Source organism: Micromonospora sp. NPDC047762 (assembly GCF_043204655.1).
Taxonomy (GTDB): Bacteria; Actinomycetota; Actinomycetes; order Mycobacteriales; family Micromonosporaceae; genus Micromonospora.
The window spans coordinates 619,640-637,905 of the sequence record NZ_JBIDCQ010000001.1 but is presented as its reverse complement, the minus strand read 5'-3'; the positions used below and the strand labels follow the sequence as shown (position 1 = coordinate 637,905).

At 71.0% G+C, this 18,266-nt stretch carries 14 protein-coding genes; 9 read left to right on the top strand and 5 right to left on the bottom strand.

What is annotated here, in order from left to right; genetic code table 11:
* Window positions 1-42: 42 nt before the first annotated feature.
* Together ACGF3C_RS03130 and ACGF3C_RS03125 are read right to left on the bottom strand one after the other, a co-directional pair.
* Window positions 43-228 (bottom strand): hypothetical protein, encoded by a 186-nt coding sequence (locus tag ACGF3C_RS03130; protein ID WP_328651407.1) that lies wholly within the window; start codon window positions 226-228, stop codon window positions 43-45.
* 160 nt (window positions 229-388) lie between these two features.
* Window positions 389-2,485, bottom strand: a complete 2,097-nt coding sequence (locus ACGF3C_RS03125; protein WP_357197868.1) for a S9 family peptidase — start codon at window positions 2,483-2,485, stop codon at window positions 389-391.
* Between the two features lie 96 nt (window positions 2,486-2,581).
* Here ACGF3C_RS03125 and ACGF3C_RS03120 point away from each other — a divergent pair, with 96 nt between their 5' ends.
* Entirely contained in the window at window positions 2,582-3,940 is a 1,359-nt protein-coding gene (locus ACGF3C_RS03120; RefSeq protein ID WP_393218283.1) for an FAD-binding oxidoreductase, read from the top strand.
* Between the two features lie 18 nt (window positions 3,941-3,958).
* Here the strand turns inward: ACGF3C_RS03120 and ACGF3C_RS03115 are convergent, their stop codons facing one another.
* A complete protein-coding gene (locus ACGF3C_RS03115) occupies window positions 3,959-4,366 on the bottom strand; it encodes a hypothetical protein (protein ID WP_357230358.1) in 408 nt (135 codons plus the stop codon).
* 48 nt (window positions 4,367-4,414) lie between these two features.
* Window positions 4,415-6,487: a SpoIIE family protein phosphatase gene (locus ACGF3C_RS03110; protein ID WP_357230360.1), complete on the bottom strand. Its 2,073-nt coding sequence runs from the start codon at window positions 6,485-6,487 to the stop codon at window positions 4,415-4,417.
* Between the two features lie 295 nt (window positions 6,488-6,782).
* Between ACGF3C_RS03110 and ACGF3C_RS03105 the strand changes: the two genes are divergently transcribed.
* The gene (locus ACGF3C_RS03105; RefSeq protein WP_355004796.1) at window positions 6,783-11,150 is read left to right on the top strand and encodes a HAMP domain-containing protein; all 4,368 of its coding nucleotides are present in this window, start codon (window positions 6,783-6,785) and stop codon (window positions 11,148-11,150) included.
* Window positions 11,147-11,701, top strand: a complete 555-nt coding sequence (locus tag ACGF3C_RS03100) for a response regulator (RefSeq protein ID WP_355004797.1) — start codon at window positions 11,147-11,149, stop codon at window positions 11,699-11,701. The genes ACGF3C_RS03105 and ACGF3C_RS03100 overlap by 4 nt, the downstream gene beginning before the upstream one ends.
* A gap of 19 nt (window positions 11,702-11,720) precedes the next feature.
* Here the strand turns inward: ACGF3C_RS03100 and ACGF3C_RS03095 are convergent, their stop codons facing one another.
* Complete coding sequence (locus tag ACGF3C_RS03095) at window positions 11,721-12,056, bottom strand: STAS domain-containing protein (RefSeq protein ID WP_355004798.1); 336 nt, start codon at window positions 12,054-12,056, stop codon at window positions 11,721-11,723.
* 179 nt (window positions 12,057-12,235) lie between these two features.
* Here ACGF3C_RS03095 and hemL point away from each other — a divergent pair, with 179 nt between their 5' ends.
* Genes hemL through ccsB form a run of 6 tightly spaced genes read left to right on the top strand, consistent with a single transcriptional unit; the run spans window position 12,236 to window position 18,219 of the window.
* Window positions 12,236-13,573, top strand: coding sequence for a glutamate-1-semialdehyde 2,1-aminomutase (gene hemL, locus ACGF3C_RS03090; protein WP_357232956.1), 1,338 nt, complete (start codon window positions 12,236-12,238; stop codon window positions 13,571-13,573).
* 6 nt (window positions 13,574-13,579) lie between these two features.
* The gene (locus ACGF3C_RS03085) at window positions 13,580-14,227 is read left to right on the top strand and encodes a histidine phosphatase family protein (RefSeq protein ID WP_355004800.1); all 648 of its coding nucleotides are present in this window, start codon (window positions 13,580-13,582) and stop codon (window positions 14,225-14,227) included.
* A complete protein-coding gene (locus ACGF3C_RS03080) occupies window positions 14,227-14,793 on the top strand; it encodes a TlpA family protein disulfide reductase (RefSeq protein ID WP_393218276.1) in 567 nt (188 codons plus the stop codon). Before ACGF3C_RS03085 ends, ACGF3C_RS03080 begins: the two co-directional genes overlap by 1 nt.
* Window positions 14,793-15,611 (top strand): cytochrome c biogenesis protein CcdA, encoded by an 819-nt coding sequence (locus ACGF3C_RS03075; protein WP_357226303.1) that lies wholly within the window; start codon window positions 14,793-14,795, stop codon window positions 15,609-15,611. Before ACGF3C_RS03080 ends, ACGF3C_RS03075 begins: the two co-directional genes overlap by 1 nt.
* A complete protein-coding gene (locus ACGF3C_RS03070) occupies window positions 15,611-17,254 on the top strand; it encodes a cytochrome c biogenesis protein ResB (protein ID WP_357197890.1) in 1,644 nt (547 codons plus the stop codon). The genes ACGF3C_RS03075 and ACGF3C_RS03070 overlap by 1 nt, the downstream gene beginning before the upstream one ends.
* Complete coding sequence (gene ccsB, locus ACGF3C_RS03065) at window positions 17,254-18,219, top strand: c-type cytochrome biogenesis protein CcsB (RefSeq protein ID WP_355004804.1); 966 nt, start codon at window positions 17,254-17,256, stop codon at window positions 18,217-18,219. The genes ACGF3C_RS03070 and ccsB overlap by 1 nt, the downstream gene beginning before the upstream one ends.
* Window positions 18,220-18,266: the final 47 nt, after the last annotated feature.

The window sequence follows — 18,266 nt, the reverse complement described above, 5'->3', positions numbered from 1 at the left end:
TCCGAACCGCCCCCGCCGGCCGGCCTGACCCACACGGTCGGGTCAGGCGGCGAGCAGGCCGGAGGAGAGTGCGATCAAGGCGCCGACCACTGCCGAACAACAGCAGACGAGCAGGCCGGCGACCACCGCGAGGATCAGCCAGACCCGGCGGTCCCGCGCCACCGCCGCCACGCTCGGTCGGCGGACGTCCTCGGCCGCTCCGCCGTCACTATCCGTAGCCCCGGTCACCCCGGAAGTCTAGGCCGCGACATCCGCCACGACCCGGAATGGCCGGGCCGCGTATGCGCGACCCGGCCATGATCGCGCCCGATCGTCGGAGTGGGTGGTCTCCCCGAGCCGCCGAGGGGACCACTCCCACCACCGAACGCGATCATGCCGACCCGTCGGGTCAGGCGTGGCCGATGCGGTCCAGAATCCAGGCGTTGATGAACGCCTCCTCGCGCCACGAGTCGTAGCGACCGCTCGGGCCGCCGTGCCCGGCACCCATCTCGGTCTTCAGCAGGTAGTCGCCGCCCGGGGCGACCGCCCGCAGCCGGGCGATCCACTTCGCCGGCTCCGAGTAGAGCACCCGCGTGTCGTTGAGGCTGGTCACCGCGAGGATCGCGGGATAGTCAACGGCGGCCACGTTCTCGTACGGGGTGTAGGACTTCATGTACGCGTACACCTCGGGGTCGTCGAGGGGGTTGCCCCACTCCTCCCACTCGGTGACGGTCAGCGGCAGCGACGGGTCGAGGATCGACGTGAGCGCGTCCACGAACGGCACCTGCGCCACGATCCCGGCGAACGCGTCCGGCGCGAGGTTGGCCACCGCGCCCATCAGCAGGCCGCCAGCAGATGCGCCCCGGGCGACAAGCCGGTCGCTGGCCGTCCAGCCGGCCTTGACGAGGTGCTGGGCGCACGCCACGAAGTCGGTGAAGGTGTTCTTCTTGGCCAGCAGCTTGCCCTGGTCGTACCACCGTCGGCCCAGTTCACCGCCGCCCCGGGTGTGCGCCACCGCGAAGACCACACCCCGGTCCAACAGGGACAGCCGGGCCACCGAGAACCACGGGTCCATGCTGGCCTCGTAGGAGCCGTAGCCGTACAGCTCGCAGGGCGCCGAGCCGTCCCGGGGGGTGCCGACGCGGCAGACCAGTGAGATCGGCACCCGGGTGCCGTCGTCGGCGAGCGCCCAGTCACGGTGCTGCTCGTACTCGGCCGGGTCGTACGGTCGCCCGTCCGGACCGGGCAGCACCGGCTTCTGCTTGAGCAGCACCATCTGCCGGGTGACCAGGTCGTAGTCGTACACCGAGTCGGGAGTGATCAGCGAGGAGTAGCGCAGCCGGACCTGGCCGGTGCGGTACTCCGGGTTGGCGTCCAACCCGACGCTGTAGAGCGGCTCGGGGAAGTCGATGTCGTACCCGTCGTCACTGCCCACCGGCAGCACCCGCAGCCCGGTGAGCCCGTCGGTGCGCAGCGACACCACCAGGTGGTTGGCGAAGGCGTCGACGGCCTCCAGTCGGGTGCCGGGGGTGTGCTCGATCAGCGGCACCCAGTCGCCCGGTACGTCCGCCGAGGTGAACGCCAGCGCGAAGTCCTCCGCGCCGTCGTTGTGCAGGATCAGGAAGCGGTGGCCGTGGTGCTCCACCGTGTATTCGACGCCCTGTCGGCGGGGGGCGATCACAGCCGGCGCGCCGGTCGGGTTGCCGGCGGGGATCACCAGCACCTCGCTGGTCACCTTGCTGTGCACGTCGATGAGGATGAACTTCTCCGACCGGGTCAGCTCCACCCCCACCCAGAACCGCTCGTCATCCTCCTGGTGGACCACCACGTCGTCGGCGGCGGCGGAGCCGATGGTGTGCCGCCAGACCCGGTTCGGCCGCCACGCGTCGTCCACCGTCACGTAGAACAGCACCGAGGCGTCCGACGACCAGGCGGTGCCGTAGAACGTGTCAGGCACCTCGTCCGGAAGCAGCTCGCCGGTGGTCAGGTCCTTCACCCGAAGGGTGAACCGTTCGTCACCGGAGAAGTCGGTGGAGTAGGCCAGCCAGCGACCGTCCGGGCTGACGTCGAACGCGCCGAGCGAGAAGAAGTCGTGCCCCTCGGCCAGCAGGTTGCCGTCGAGCAGCACCTCCTCGCCGTCGAGCGGGGCGCCGTCCGCGCTGACCGGCGGGTCGGTCTCACCGTCGCGGACCGCCCGGCGACACTGCACTCCGTACTGTTGTCCCTCGACCGTCCGGGTGTAGTACCAGTGCCCGCCCTTGCGGGTCGGCACTGACAGGTCGGTTTCCTGGGTGCGTCGGCGAGTCTCCTCGAACAGGTCGGCCCGCAGGTCGGCCAGGTGTGCGGTGCGCGCGTCGGTGTACTCGTTCTCGGCGGTCAGGTAGGCGATCGTCTCCGGGTCGTCCTTGGCGGCGAGCCAGGCGTACTCGTCGACGACGGTGTCGCCGTGGTGGGTGCGCTCGCTGGGCACCCGCTTCGCCGCGGGCGGGGCAGTCTCGGTGGTCACGGCGGCCACGTTACCGGCCGGCAGCCGCAGCGCGCCGGACCAGCGGCATCCCGATACTCGCCGCCACGGCTTTCGAACACATGTACGATGGCCGGCATGGCGGCAGCAGCGAGTTCCCTAGGCCGGTCCGGAGCCCTCGAGATCACCCGGCGGTTGGCGGCGATCTGCGGTCCGCCGTTCTCCCGGCTGGCCGGGCCCGCCGACGAGGTGGCGGGGCGACCGGCGCGCTGGGTCGCCGTCCCGGGCGGCCCGCACGCCGCCGCCGAGGTGCTGCGGCTGGCCGCCGTGCACGATCTGACTGTGGTGCCCCGAGGCGCGGGCACGAAGATCGACTGGGGCGCCGCCCCCGTTCAGGTCGACATCCTGCTCGACACCGGCCGGCTGGCCGGCATCGGTCACGAGCCGGTCGACTCGCTCGTGGCCGACGTGGGTGCCGGCACTCCACTGCGGGCGGTGCAGGCCACCCTGGAGCGCACCGGGCAGCGGCTCGCCATGGACGCCCCCTCACCCGGCGCGACACTGGGCGGTGTGCTCGCCGCCGGCGAGGCCGGCCCGCTACGCCACCGCCACGGCAGCCCCTGCGACCAACTGCTCGGTGTGCGTTACCTCGCCGCTGACGGCGAGCTGATCAGCATCGGCGGCGGCGCGCCCGGGCTCGACCTGGCCCGCCTGCTCTGCGGCTCCCAGGGCGCGCTCGGCGTGCTGGTGTCGGCGAGCCTGCGGGTGCAGCCGGTGCCGGCGAGCAGGCTCTGGGTGTCCCGCCCGGTGTGGACGCCGTTGGAGGTGCACGACCTGGTCCGGACGATCCTCGCCGCTCGGCTGGAGCCGTCGGCCATCGAGCTGGACCTGCCCGGGGGCACCCCCCGCCCCCGTACGTCGTACCCGCCCGGTCACCCGGCCGCCACCGCCCGGGAGCGCCACCCGTCGATGTCCGGCCGGGCCGGTGCGCCGTCCCGGGCTGGGAGCCTGGTGGTGCTGCTGGAGGGCGGCCCCGCCGACGTCAATGAGCGCGCCGAGCGGTTGGTCGGGCTGCTGCACGGGGAGGCGACGATCGCCCACTCAGCGCCGACGTGGTGGCGCCGCTACCCGTTCGCGCCCGGTGACACGGCGCTGCGACTGGAGGTGCCGATCGGCGACCTGCACGCGGCCGTCTACGCGCTGCGCGACGCGGCCGGAGCGCCGGTGCCGGTGCGCGGCTCCGCCGGGCTGGGCGTGGTGCACGCGGCACTGCCCGGGGCTCTGGCAGCCGACCGGGTGGCGTCCATCCTGGCCGCCGTCAGAGGGGTGCTGTTGGCCCGGCAGGGTCGCTGCGTGGTGGTCTCCGCTCCGGCGGCGGTCCGCCAGGCGGTCGACCTCTGGGGCGAGCTGGCTGGCCTGGCCCAGTTGCGGGCCGCGAAGCGGCACCTGGATCCGGAGCACCGGCTCGCGCCCGGCCGGCTACCCGGCGGCCTGTGAGGCCGGGCCGGCAGAGGGTCAGTCCATCCACCACCGGTGCATGTCCAGCAGCGGCGGGGTGAGACGGGCCACCATCACCAGCAGGCCGCCCACCGCACCGGCCAGCAGCAGTGACCGCGTCACCCGGGGCAGGACCGCGCGCTCCCGGGCGACCACCGCCCCCGCGACGATCGCCAACGGCAGCCCGAGCACCGCACCCGTCAGGTAGAGCACCGCCACCACGGGGTGGAGCACACCGAAGAAGGCGATGTCCTTCGGGTCGTACGCGCCGGTCAGCATCTCGGCCGGCCCGACGCCGGCGCTCGTCATCCGTCCGACGTAGAGCAGCAGCACGGCGAGGAAGCCGCCGATGGTCGCGAACTGCGCGGCGATCAGGGCCCGCACCGCCGGCCGGGAGTACGACGTGACCTGCGCGACGCTCGTCATGGCCGTCAATCTACCCAGCGGGCCGACATCCGGGGGCCCGTGCGGCGGTCAGGTCGCGTCGTTGCGGAGCACCAGGACGGCGATGTCGTCCCGGGGCGGCTCGACCGAGAAGTTGATCGCCGCGGCGCGCAGCCGGGCGGCCACCACGTCGGCCGAGTATCCGGCCAGGGGCGCGGCGGCGTCCCGCAGCCGGTCGGTGCCGAACAGCTCCCGGCCGCGCCTCCGCTCGGTGACGCCATCGGTGTAGAAGATCAGCGAGTCGCCCGGTGCGAGCGTGATCTCCGCCGTCGGCGAGGTGATCGTGTCGAGCAGGCCGAGCGCGGTGCCGCCCGTGCCGACGAACCCGGCACCGCCCGCTGCGGCAAGCAGCACCGGCCGGTCGTGCCCTGCGAGGTGCAGCGAGACGTCCAACTGGTCACCCTCGCCCGGCCCGACCGCTGCCAGCGCCAGCGTGCAATAGCGACCGCCGCCGCGCTCGACAAGTGTCTCGTTGAGCCGCGCCAGCGCCTCCGGTAACGGTTTGCCGTCGCCGACCAGCACTCGGATCACGTCCCGGACCAGCCCGGTCACCGCAGCGGCCTGGACACCCTTGCCGGAGACGTCACCGATCACCACCAGCCAGCGCCCGTCGGGCAGCGGCACCACATCGTAGAAGTCGCCACCCACCTCGGCGTCGTCGCCGGTCGGGACGTACTCGGCGGCGAAACCGATCCCGTCCACCAGCGGCAGCACCGGCGGCAGCAGAGACTGCTGGAGCGTCTGCGCCACCCGACGGCGTTCGGCATGGATCCGGGCGTTCTCGATGGCCAGCGCGGCCCGCCGGGCCACGTCCTCCAACACGGCCACCTCGTCCGGGTCGTGCCGGTGCCGCTGGTGTCGCCCCACCGCCAGGGTCCCGAGTCGCTGCCCGCGCGCGATCAGCGGAACGGCAAAACCCTCCATCGGCCCGCCCAGGGGAATCTGCGCCGCGCTGCGGGACGCCTCGCGGAGGCGGGCCTGGATCGAGTCCGGACCGGTCTCGGCCAGCACCTTGTGCAGTTGCGGAAGCATCGACTCGTCGGCGTGGCTGGCCGCCGCCAGCCGGAGCCGACCCCACTCGTCGGTGGTGTGCACCGCGCACCACTGACCGAGTCGCGGCACCACCAACTGCGGCACCAGCGCCATGGTCAGGTCGACGTCGAGCGACTGGGCCAGCAGCTCGCTCGCCTCGGCCAGGAAGGTCAGCCACACCTGCCGGCGGACATCGGCCCGGCGCAGCCGGTCGTTCTCCAGGTGCAGCGACAGCCGCTCGGCGGTGAGCACCGCCAACGGTTGGGCGTACGCCGACGGCGCGGCGTCCAACTCCAACTCCCCGGCGTACGGGCGGTGCACAGTCAGTGGCACCCGGAGCAGTTCGCTGCCGGGGCGGGGTGGCCGACCGAAGCGGGCCAGCACCTGGCTGCCCTGCCCGTCGCCCCGGTCCAGGCGGATCGTGCCGCCGGCTGCGCCCACCATCTCGGCGACCCGGCTGAGCAGGCTGGTGGCGAAGTCGGGCAACGGGTCGTCCCCGTACAGGTCGGGGGCGGTCTGCATGAGTTCGCTCATCGCGCTGGCGCTCGGCGCGGACCCGTCGGTGCTCGTCCAGGGGCCGGCGTTGGCCGGTGTCGATTCGCTGATGGTCCCGCTGCTGGGCAGCTCGGTGCCGGGGCGGTCCAGCCGGAACCAGACGCCCTTCCCGGTGGGCAGGTAGGTGGTGCCCCAGCGGCTGGCGAAGTGGTCGACGAGCAACAGGCCCCGGCCCCGCACGGAGACCTCGTTGATCTCGGCGGAGTCGTTGCGGTCGCCCACGGTCAACTCGTCGCCGGAACCGGGTGCGAAGTCGGAGACGGTGACGGTCAGCCCGATCTCGTCCGCGACGACCTCGATGTCCAGTTCGGTGCGGGCGTGCTCGACGGCGTTGGTGGTCAGCTCGGTGGTGAGCAGCAGCGCCTCGTTGGCCAGCTCGTCCAGGTGTGACTCGGTCAACACCGAACGGACCACGGCGCGGGCGGCGGCCGGTGTGCGCCGGTCGGCGGGCAGCCGGACCCGCCGGACGGCCCCGTCCTGGGCCCCGGCCGTCGCGGGCCCAACCTCGCCTGACACCCCCGTATCCTCCACCGTCGCACTGCCGGGTGCCAAGCCGATCAACGATCCGGTGCTGTCGCGTCGCTCAGCGGCACCGTTGGGGGCGTTGGGGCGGACGCGCAGAAACGATTGGCCCGGGAGCCGGGCGAGGTTTGCGGCGCGGCGTGCCGGCCCGACGCCGATCGGGCGGGTCGACGGGGCGATCGATGCCACCTGGCGGGTCGCGCACCCTGGCACCACGGCGCGCGCGGGCACAATATGGGGTGCCGGTGTGTGCGCACGGACCGGCGCCCCCCGAGTTGAGCGAGGAATGATGACCACGTCGAAGCAGTCGGTGGCGGATCCGTCCGCGCTCGACAACGAGGCGCTCCTCGGTGAGTTGACCGAGGCACTGCGACGGATCGGGCGGGGCGACCTGAAGGTCCGGCTTCCCCGCCGGGCCGGCGCGGCCGGTGAGGTGGCGGACGCCTTCAACGAGGTGGTCTCGCTCCAGGAGCGGCAGTATCTGGACCTGCGGCGGATCAGCCGGATCGTCGGTCGCGACGGCCGGCTCACCGAGCGGCTCGACGACGAGGGGCTGGACGGCTCCTGGGCGGAGGGGCAGCGGGCGATCAACTCACTGATCGACGACCTGGGTCGACCGACCACGGAGATCGCCCGGGTGATCGTTGCGGTCGCCGACGGTGACCTGTCCCAGCACATGGCGTTGGAGATCGACGGTCGGCCGCTGCGCGGTGAGTACCTGCGCATCGGGCGCACCGTGAACACGATGGTGGACCAGCTGTCGTCGTTCTCCAACGAGGTGACCCGGGTGGCCCGTGAGGTGGGCACCGAGGGCAAGTTGGGTGGCCAGGCCGATGTGCGGGGCGTCGCCGGCACCTGGAAGGACCTCACCGACTCGGTGAACACCATGGCGTCGAACCTGACCGGCCAGGTGCGGTCGATCTCGCAGGTGGCGACGGCGGTGGCCAAGGGTGACCTGTCGCAGAAGATCACCGTCGGCGCGCGTGGTGAGGTGGCCGAGCTGGCCGCCACGATGAACTACCTGACCGACACGCTGCGGCTCTTCGCCGAGCAGGTGACCCGGGTGGCTCGTGAGGTGGGCACCGAGGGCAAGTTGGGCGGCCAGGCCGAGGTGCCGAACGTGGCCGGCACCTGGAAGGACCTGACCGACAGCGTCAACTCGATGGCGTCGAACCTGACCGCCCAGGTCCGTAACATCGCGCAGGTCTCCACGGCGGTGGCGCGCGGCGACCTGTCGCAGAAGATCACGGTGGCGGCGCAGGGCGAGATCCTGGAGTTGAAGGACACCGTCAACACGATGGTGGACCAGTTGTCGTCGTTCGCCGACGAGGTGACCCGGGTCGCGCGTGAGGTGGGCATCGAGGGCAAGCTGGGCGGCCAGGCCCAGGTGCGCGGCGTCTCCGGCACCTGGCGGGACCTCACCGAGAACGTCAACCAGTTGGCCGGCAACCTGACCAGCCAGGTCCGCAACATCTCCCAGGTCTCCACCGCCGTGGCGAAGGGCGACCTGTCGCAGAAGATCACGGTGGACGCCCAGGGCGAGATCCTGGAGCTGAAGAACACCGTCAACACGATGGTGGACCAGTTGTCGTCGTTCGCCGACGAGGTGACCCGGGTGGCCCGTGAGGTGGGCACCGAGGGCAACCTGGGCGGTCAGGCGCAGGTGAAGGGCGTTTCCGGCACCTGGCGGGATCTGACCGACAACGTGAACTCGATGGCGTCGAACCTGACCAGTCAGGTCCGCAACATCGCCTCGGTGACCACCGCGGTGGCGAAGGGCGACCTGTCGCAGAAGATCACGGTGGACGCGCGGGGCGAGATCCTGGAGCTGAAGTCGACTGTCAACACGATGGTGGACCAGTTGTCGTCGTTCGCCGACGAGGTGACCCGGGTCGCGCGTGAGGTGGGCACCGAGGGCAAGTTGGGCGGTCAGGCGCAGGTGCGCGGGGTCGCCGGCACCTGGCGTGACCTGACCGACAACGTGAACTCGATGGCGTCGAACCTGACCGCCCAGGTCCGCAACATCGCCCAGGTCTCGACGGCCGTGGCGAAGGGTGACCTGTCGCAGAAGATCACGGTGGACGCGCGGGGCGAGATCCTGGAGCTGAAGTCGACTGTCAACACGATGGTGGACCAGTTGTCGTCGTTCGCCGACGAGGTGACCCGGGTGGCCCGTGAGGTGGGCACCGAGGGCAAGCTCGGTGGTCAGGCGCAGGTGAAGGGCGTTTCCGGCACCTGGCGTGACCTCACCGACAACGTGAACTCGATGGCGTCGAACCTGACCAGTCAGGTCCGCAACATCGCCTCGGTGACCACCGCCGTGGCGAAGGGCGACCTGTCGCAGAAGATCACGGTGGACGCCCAGGGCGAGATCCTGGAGCTGAAGTCGACAGTCAACACGATGGTCGACCAGCTTTCGTCGTTCGCCGACGAGGTGACCCGGGTGGCCCGCGAGGTCGGTATCGAGGGCAAGCTCGGTGGTCAGGCGCAGGTGAAGGGCGTCTCCGGCACCTGGCGCGACCTCACCGAGAACGTCAACCAGCTCGCCTCGACGCTGACCACACAGTTGCGGGCCATCGCCCAGGTGTCCACGTCGGTGACCCGGGGCGACCTGACCCAGCGGATCGCGGTCAAGGCGCAGGGCGAGGTCGCCGAGCTCAAGGACAACATCAACCAGATGATCGTCACCCTCCGGGAGACGACCAAGAAGAACGCCGAGCAGGGCTGGCTGGACTCCAACCTCGCCCGGATCGGCGGCCTGTTGCAGGGCCAGCGCGACCTCGGCGAGGTCTGCCGCATGATCATGACGGAGGTGACGCCGCTGGTCGACGCCCAGCTCGGCGCCTTCTTCCTGGCCGACGACACCGACGGCAGCATGCGGCTGCGGCTGACCTCCTCGTACGGGTACGTGGCGCGGGGGCACGACGTCACCTTCGGGCCGGGTGAGGGGCTGGTCGGGCAGACCGCGCTCTCCCGTCGCACGATCCGGGTCAGCGCCTCCCCGAACAGTCGGCTCACCCTGCGGTCCGGCCTGGCCGAGACACCCCCGTCCGACCTGGTGGTGCTCCCCGTCCTGTTCGAGGGCGAGCTGCTCGGGGTGATCGAGTTCGCCAGCGTGTCAGCCTTCTCCGAACTGCACCTGTCGTTCCTGGAGCGGTTGGTGCTCACCATCGGCATCGCGGTCAACACCATCCAGGCCAACCGGCGTACGGAGGAGCTGCTGGCCCAGTCGCAGCGGCTGGCGCACGAGATGCAGGAGCAGTCGGCGGAGTTGCAGCGCACCAACGCCGAGCTGGAGGAGAAGGCCACTCTGCTGTCCGAGCAGAAGGGCAACATCGAGACGAAGAACCGGGAGATCGAGCTGGCGCGGCTGGGCCTGGAGGAGAAGGCGCAGCAGCTGACCCGGGCGTCGGCGTACAAGTCGGAGTTCCTGGCCAACATGAGCCACGAACTGCGGACTCCGCTGAACTCGTTGTTGCTGCTGGCCCGTCTGCTGGCCGAGAACTCGGAGCAGAACCTCAGCCCGAAGCAGATCGAGTTCGCCCGGACCATCCACGGGTCCGGCTCCGACCTGCTGCGACTGATCGACGACATCCTCGACCTGTCCAAGATCGAGGCGGGCCGGATGGACGTCGAGCCGACCGAGATTCGCTTCACCGAGCTGCGCGGCTACGTCGAGCAGGCGTTCGCCCCGCAGGCCGAGGAGAAGAACCTGGACTTCCAGGTACGGGTGAGCAAGGATCTGCCGCCGGCGTTGGTGACCGACGCGCAGCGGTTGCAGCAGATCCTGCGCAACCTGCTCTCCAACGCGGTGAAGTTCACCGACAACGGTGCGGTGACGCTGCGGATCGCCCCGGCCGCGGAGAACGCGGTGTTCGACGTGCCGGCGCTGACGAACGCTCAGCAGGTGATCGCCTTCACCGTGATCGACACCGGGATCGGCATCTCCGACGACAAGTTGTCGATCATCTTCGAGGCGTTCCAGCAGGCCGACGGCACGACCAGTCGCCGGTACGGCGGCACCGGGCTGGGCCTGTCGATCAGCCGCGATCTGGCCCGACTGATCGGCGGCACCATCACCGTCTCGTCCGCGCCAGGCCAGGGCTCGACCTTCACGCTGTTCGTGCCGCAGGTGCTGGCACCGGACGCGGTGGTCGTGCCGCAGATGCCGTCGCCGCAGCGCGCCGGGCTGCCGTCGTCGCTGCTGATGCCGCCGCTGGAGCTGCTGCCGGAACGGCCGGAGGCGCCGGCCACCCGTCAACTGGACGGTGCCACAGTGCTGATCGTGGACGACGACGTACGCAACGTCTTCGCCTTGACCAGCGCGTTGGAGCTGCACGGGATGACCGTGCTGTACTCGGACAACGGGGCGGACGGTGTCCGTCTGCTGGCAGAGCATCCGGAGGTGGACATCGTGCTGATGGACGCCATGATGCCCGACCAGGACGGTTACGAGACCACCCGCCAGATTCGCCGCAACCACCGGTTCGCCGACCTTCCGGTGGTCTTCCTGACCGCGAAGGCGATGCCGGGTGACCGTGAGTCGGCGCTCGCTGCCGGGGGCAGCGACTACATCACCAAGCCGGTCGACCTGGACGACCTGATCGAACTGATGTCGTCCTGGATCAACGGCAGCCGGACCGAGGAGACTTCGTGACCCAGATGGCCAAAGCGCTGCTCGTTGACGACCGGCGGCAGAATCTGACGGCCCTGGAGGCGATTCTTCAGGGCCTGCCGGTCCAGTCCGTGGCGGTGGAGAGCGGCGAGGCGGCGCTCAAGCAACTGCTGGTGGACGACTTCGCGGTGATCCTGTTGGACGCGCAGATGCCGGACATGGACGGCTTTGAGACGGCGAGCCACATCAAGCGCCGCGAGCGGACCCGGCACGTGCCGATCATCTTTCTCACCGCCGCCGACCGGGACGCCCAGCTCGCCCTCCGGGGCTACCAGGTGGGCGCGGTCGACTACCTCACCAAGCCGTTCGACCCGTGGGTGCTCCGAGCCAAGGTGTCGGTCTTCGTCGAGCTGTGGGTGAAGACCCGGCAGTTGGCCACCCAGTCGGACCTGGTTCGGGAGCGCGACACGCAGTGGCGGCGGCTCACCGAAGCGGTCGACGAGGCGACCGCCCAGCTCCGCTCGGACGACCCGGAGGTCCGCGACCGGGCGGTGAGGCTGCTCGAGCAGGCCCGCTGGGGCAACACCGCCTGACGCGGCAGGGCGGGGCGGCTCAGCCGGTGGGCTGGTCGTTACGGATCATCAGGGCACTGCGCAGACCGGTGATGTCCAGTACGCGGATCAGGAAGTCGCCCACGTGCGTCAGCATCAGCAGGCTCTGCGCGTGGCTGGCCTTGCGGCTGAGCACGACAAGGGTGCCCAGCCCCTGCGAGTCGCAGAAGGTGACGCCACCAAGGTCGAGGATGATCTTCGGGGGTGGGTCGGCCAGCACCTCGTTGACGACGGTGGAGAGCTGGGCCGCTGTGAGCATGTCGATCTCACCGGCCAGGCGCAAGACTGCTTCGTCGCCCGTCCGGTGTAGCGTGATGGACAGTTCGGCACGATCCACCCGGTCAGCCTAGCGCGATCCGACCGACCTGGCCTGTCGAGGCCGTGAGCCGCCGCCGTCCAGGCCACGAGGCCCCCCGTGTTCGCGCTGCTGACCGGCGCGGGTCACAGGTGAGCCGGGTAACCCCACCACGGGGTGGCTGCTGGTTGACCGTCCGGCGCTGTCACAATGGCGGCATCGTGACCGACATCTTCTCCGCCGGATCCGGCCGCTACCCAGCCGATGCGCCGGCCTCCGAGGCCCTGTTCGACCGCGCCCGCGCCATCGTGCCGGGCGGGGTGAACTCCCCTGTGCGCGCCTTCCAGGCGGTCGGCGGCACCCCGCGTTTCATGGTCCGTGGTGAGGGCCCGTGGCTGTACGACGCCGACGGTCGCCGCTACGTCGACCTGGTCTGCTCCTGGGGTCCGCTGATCCTCGGGCACGCCCACCCGGAGGTGGTGGAGGCCGTCCAGGCCGCCGCCGCCCGGGGCACCAGCTTCGGCACGCCCACCCCCGGTGAGGTGGAGTTGGCCGCCGAGATCGTCGTCCGGACCCCGGTCGAGCAGGTCCGCCTGGTCAACTCGGGCACCGAGGCGACCATGTCGGCGATCCGGCTGGCCCGCGGCTTCACCGGCCGCTCGAAGATCATCAAGTTCGCCGGTTGCTACCACGGCCACGTCGACGCGCTGCTCGCCGCCGCCGGCTCCGGCGTGGCCACCCTGGGCCTGCCCGACTCGCCCGGCGTGACCGGCGCGGCGGCCAGCGAGACGATAGTGCTTCCGTACAACGACATCCGGGCCGTCGAGGAGGCCTTCGCCGCCGAGGGCCCGCACATCGCCGCGGTGATCACCGAGGCCGCCGCCGGCAACATGGGCGTGGTGGCCCCCCGCGACGGCTTCAACCAGCAGCTCGCCCGGATCGCGCACGCCCACGGCGCCCTGTTGGTGGTGGACGAGGTGATGACCGGGTTCCGGGTCTCCCGCGCCGGGTGGCACGGCCTCGACGCCTCCGACGCGGACCTGTGGACGTACGGCAAGGTCATGGGTGGCGGCCTGCCCGCCGCGGCGTTCGGCGGGCGGGCGGACATCATGGCGCGGCTCGCGCCGGCCGGCCCGGTCTACCAGGCCGGCACCCTCTCCGGTAACCCGCTGGCCTGCGCCGCCGGCCTGGCGACTCTGCGGCTCGCCGACGACGCGCTGTACCAGCGCCTCGACGAGACGGCCGCCGTGGTGGGCAAGCTCGCGTCCGACGCGTTGGCCGCCGCCGGGGTCGCGCACCGACTGTCGTACGCGGGCAGCATGTTCTCGATCTTCTTCACCGACGCCGACGTGGTCGACTACGACAGCGCGCGAACCCAGCAGGTGCCCGCGTTCAAGGCGTTCTTCCACGCGATGCTCGCCGCCGGCGTCTACCTGCCGCCGAGCGCGTTCGAGTCGTGGTTCGTCTCGGCGGCGCTCGACGACGCCGCTCTGGAGCACATCGCCGCCGCGCTGCCCACCGCGGCGAACGCGGCGGCAGCGGCCGGTCACGGGGGGTAGACAACCTTGAGCAAGACTGTGGTTCACGTGCTGCGGCACGGCGAGGTGCACAACCCCGACCAGATCCTCTACGGCCGGCTGCCCGGTTTCCGCCTCTCCGAGCTGGGTGTGCAGATGGCCAAGGCCGCTGCGGAGGGCCTGGCCGAGCGGGAGATCGTGCACGTGGTGGCCAGCCCGCTCGAGCGCGCCCAGCAGACCGCCGAGCCGATCGCCGCCCAGTTCGGGCTGCCGGTCGGGGTGGACGAGCGGCTGATCGAGAGCGCCAACTGGTTCGAGGGCAAGAAGGTCTCCCCGGGTGACGGATCGTTCCGCGACCCGCGCAACTGGTGGGTGCTGCGCGACCCGGTGACCCCGTCCTGGGGTGAGGCGTACCGGGTGATCGCCGAGCGGATGTTCGCCGCCGTGCACGCCGCCCGGGTCGCCGCCGAGGGACGCGAGGCGGTGCTGGTGTCGCACCAGCTCCCGATCTGGACGTTGCGCCGTCACGTAGAGCGCAAGCGGCTCTGGCACGACCCGCGCAAGCGGCAGTGCGGCCTGGCGAGTCTCACCTCGTTCCACTTCGACGGCGCGAAGGTGGCGGGCATCGGCTACAGCGAGCCGGCCGCGCACCTGATCGCTCTCTCCGCGACCGCCCGGACGGCCAAGGGGGCCTGATGAACGCCCGGAGGTGGACCGCCGGTCTGCTCGCCACCGTCGCCGCGGTGGCGCTGGTCGGCTGCACGTCCGCGGGCGGCGGGGAGAAGCAGTGCACCAGCGACGGCCTCACGATCACCTGTGCGCCGGACCAGCGGTCGAAGACGCCCAAGGTGGTCGGCGAACTGCTCACCGGTGGCCAGTACGACGTCTCCCAGGCGCGCGGTCAGGTCGTCGTCGTCAACTTCTGGGGTTCCTGGTGCGCGCCCTGCCGTGCGGAGGCTGACGACCTGGAGGACACCTACCAGGCCACCAAGGCGTCCGGGGTGACCTTCCTGGGCGTCAACGTGCAGGACAGCAAGGACAAGGCGATCGCCTTCGAGCGGGGGCGGGTCACCTACCCGAGCATCTTCGACCCGTCCAGCAGTCAGGCGCTGAACTTCGACATCCCGCCCAATTCCACACCGGCGACGGTGGTCCTCGATCGCGACGGCCGGATCGCCGTGGTGATCCGCCGCGCCGTGACCAGGGACGAGCTACGGCCGATCGTCGAACGGGTCGCCGCCGAGAAGCCGGCACCGAACTGATGGGCGAGACCTTCCGGGAGTTGGCCCTCAGCGGGCCGCTGCTGCTCGCCATCGGCGCGGCGGCGCTCGCCGGCCTGGTCAGCTTCCTCTCCCCGTGCGTCCTCCCGCTCGTCCCCGGCTACCTGTCGTACGTGACCGGCCTGGCCGGCGCCGACCTGGAGGGCCGGCGGCCGCAGGCCGATCCCGTGCCGGCCGGCGGGGGTGTCGCGGTCAAGGAACGGGTCGCGCGGGTCGGCGCGGTCAAGGGTCGGGTGCTCGCCGGGACGCTGCTCTTCATCGGCGGCTTCACAGTCGTCTTCGTGGCCACCGCGATCCTCTTCGCCAGCATCGGTCGGGTGTTCTTCGACTACAAGCGCGAGTTGCAGATCGGCGTCGGTGTGCTGGTCATCGTGGCGGGGTTGAGCTACCTCGGGATGATCCCGGCCCTGCAACGGGAGTTCCGGATCTCCCGGTTGCCGTCGGCGGGGCTGCTCGGCGCACCGGTCTTCGGGGCGGTCTTCGCGCTCAGTTGGGTGCCCTGCACCGGCCCCACCCTCGGCGCGGTGATGGGCATGGCCACCGCCAGCGGCCAGAGCGACCGGGCCGTGGTGCTCGCCGTGGCGTACTGCCTCGGGTTGGGGATACCGTTCATCGTCTTCGGGCTGGGCTTCGAACGCCTGCTCGGGGTCTTCCGCGCCGTTCGGCGCAACAGCCGCTGGGTCACCCGGGTCGGCGGCGCCCTGCTCATCCTGATCGGTCTGGCCCTGGTCACCGGCGGATGGCAGAGCTTCGTGATCTGGTTGCAGACCACCGTCGGGGTGGGCGAGGTGAGCATCTGATGACGGTCGTCGACGACCGACCGGAGACCGCGGCGCCCGCGCCACGCCGCCGGCCGAACCGGCTGCTGGCCCTGCTGCGCAACTCGTGGCGGCAGCTCACCAGCATGCGTACGGCGCTGATCCTGCTCTTCCTGCTCGCGATCGCCGCCATTCCCGGCTCGGTGCTGCCGCAGCGCGGAATCAGCCCGGAGAAGGTCAACGAGTACTTCGTCGACCACCCGGACTGGGCCCCCCGACTGGACCGGATCGGCGCGTTCGAGGTCTTCGGGTCGGTCTGGTTCTCCGCGATCTACCTGCTGCTGTTCACCTCCCTGATCGGCTGCATCACGCCCCGGCTGCGCGACCACGTCCGCACGCTGCGGTCCCGTCCGCCGGCCGCGCCGAAGCGGATGGCCCGGCTGCCGCAGCACACGGTGCTGCCCGCCCCGCCCGGTGGGGCGGCGGCGATCGCGGAGGTGTTGCGCAAGCGGCGCTGGCGCGTCGAGGTGCGCGGCGACGAGGTCTCCGCCGAGAAGGGCTACCTCAAGGAGACCGGCAACCTGCTGTTCCACACCTCGCTGATCGCGGTGCTGATCGGGGTGGCGCTCGGCTCCTGGTACGGCTGGAGCGGCAACCGGCTGCTGGTGGCCGGCGCGGACAACGCGTTCTGCAACACCCGCCAGCAGTACGCCGAGGCGAAGCTCGGCCCTCAGGTGGACAGCGCCGACCTGCCCGGCTTCTGCCTGCGGCTGGACGACTTCCAGGCCCGGTTCCTGGCGTCCGGTCAGCCGGAGTTCTTCAACGCCAGGGTGACAGTCAACGGTCCGGACGAGCCGACCCGCAGCGCCGACTTCTCGGTGAACTCGCCGCTGCGCCTGAACGACGCGAGCGTCTACCTGCTCGGCCACGGGTACGCCCCGGTGATCCGCTACACCGACCGGTTCGGCAACAGCCAGATCAGTGACGAGCCGTTCCTGACCACCGGCGACATGGGCCTGACCAGCGAGGGGTTGGCGGCCTTCCCGGACGCGAACGTCGACCCGGCGACCGGCCAGCGCGCACCGGATCTGCAGATGGCGTTCACCGGCATCTACCTGCCCACCGCGCCCGAGCAGGCGCCGTTCGTCCGCTCGCAGTACCCGACCGAGCGCAACCCGGCGCTGAACCTGGTCGCCTACCGCGGCAACCTCGGTCTGGACGCCGGTATCCCCGGCTCGGTCTACCAGCTCGACCAGCGGCAGGTGCGGGCCGGCAAGGTCAAGGAGGTCGGCACCAAACTGCTGCGCAAGGGCGAGACCTGGAAGTTGGACGACGGCACGACAGTTGAGTTCCTGGGCACCGAGCGGTACGTCACCCTCTCCGTCCGGCACGATCCCGGCTCGACGATGCTGCTGGTCAGCTGCGGCGTCCTGCTGATCGGGCTGATGGGTTCGCTGTTCGGAAAGCGCCGCCGGGTGTTCTTCCGGGTGGTGCCGGCCGACCCCGGGGACGGATCTCCGACGAGCGGTAGTAGCTTGATGGAGGTCGGTGGGTTGCCGCGCACCGACTATCCAGGGTTTGCCGACGAGTTCACCCAGCTGGTCGCCGCCGTCAGCGGTGCCGAACGGGCTGGTGCTGGCGCTGACTCCGCTGACCGGGCCGGCGTGCGAGAAGGAGCCGAGTGATGTCCGCACTCTCCGACAATCTGGTGACATTCGCGATCCTGGCGTACCTGGTCGCGATGATCGGCCACGCCGTCGAGTACGCGCTGGGCAACGCCCGTACCCGGGTCGCCACGGCGGCTCCGGTGCGCGAGTTGGTAGGTGCCGGTGGCGTCCCGACGCCGTCCGCGCCGGTCCCTTCGCCACCGACGGTCGACCGCTCGGCCGGGCGGGCCCGGCTCGCGGGCCTGATCGGGGTGGGCGCCACCGCGGTGGCCGCCGCGCTGCACCTGGGGGCGCTGGTCACCCGTGGGCTCGCCGCGGACCGGATGCCGTGGGGCAACATGTACGAGTTCGTACTCACGGTGACGTTCATCGGGGTGGCCGCCTGGCTGGTGGTGCTCTGGAAGCGGCCGTCGCTGCGCAAGCTCGGGCTCTTCCTCACCCTGGTGATGGTGCTGCTGGTCGCCACCGCCGAGCTGGTGCTGTACGTGCCGATCGTGCCGCTGGTGCCGGCGCTGAACTCGTACTGGTTCATCATCCACGTCTCGACGATCGTCTTCGCGTCCGGCATCTTCCTGCTCGGCGTGGTGCCGGCGGTCGGCTTCCTGATGCGCAGCGGGTACGAGCAGGGCAAGCGGAGTTTCCCGTACATCCTGGCGAAGCGGCTGCCCGGTGCGGCCGGCCTGGAGCGGCTTACCTTCGCGCTGCACGCCTTCGCGTTCCCGATCTTCACCTTCGCGGTGATCGCCGGTGCCATCTGGGCCGAGGCAGCCTGGGGTCGGCCGTGGGGCTGGGACCCGAAGGAGACCTGGGCGTTCATCTCCTGGGTGGTGTACGCCGGCTACCTGCACGCCCGCGCGACGCCCAGCGTGAAGCGCAACGTGGCCACCTGGATCGCGGTACTCGGCTTCCTCACCGTGCTGATGAATTTGTTCGGCGTGAACATCTTCTTCACCGGCCTGCACTCTTACGGCGGGCTGGACTGATCTGGACGTGGAGCGCGGGCCGGTCACGGATTCCGTCAGTGACCGGC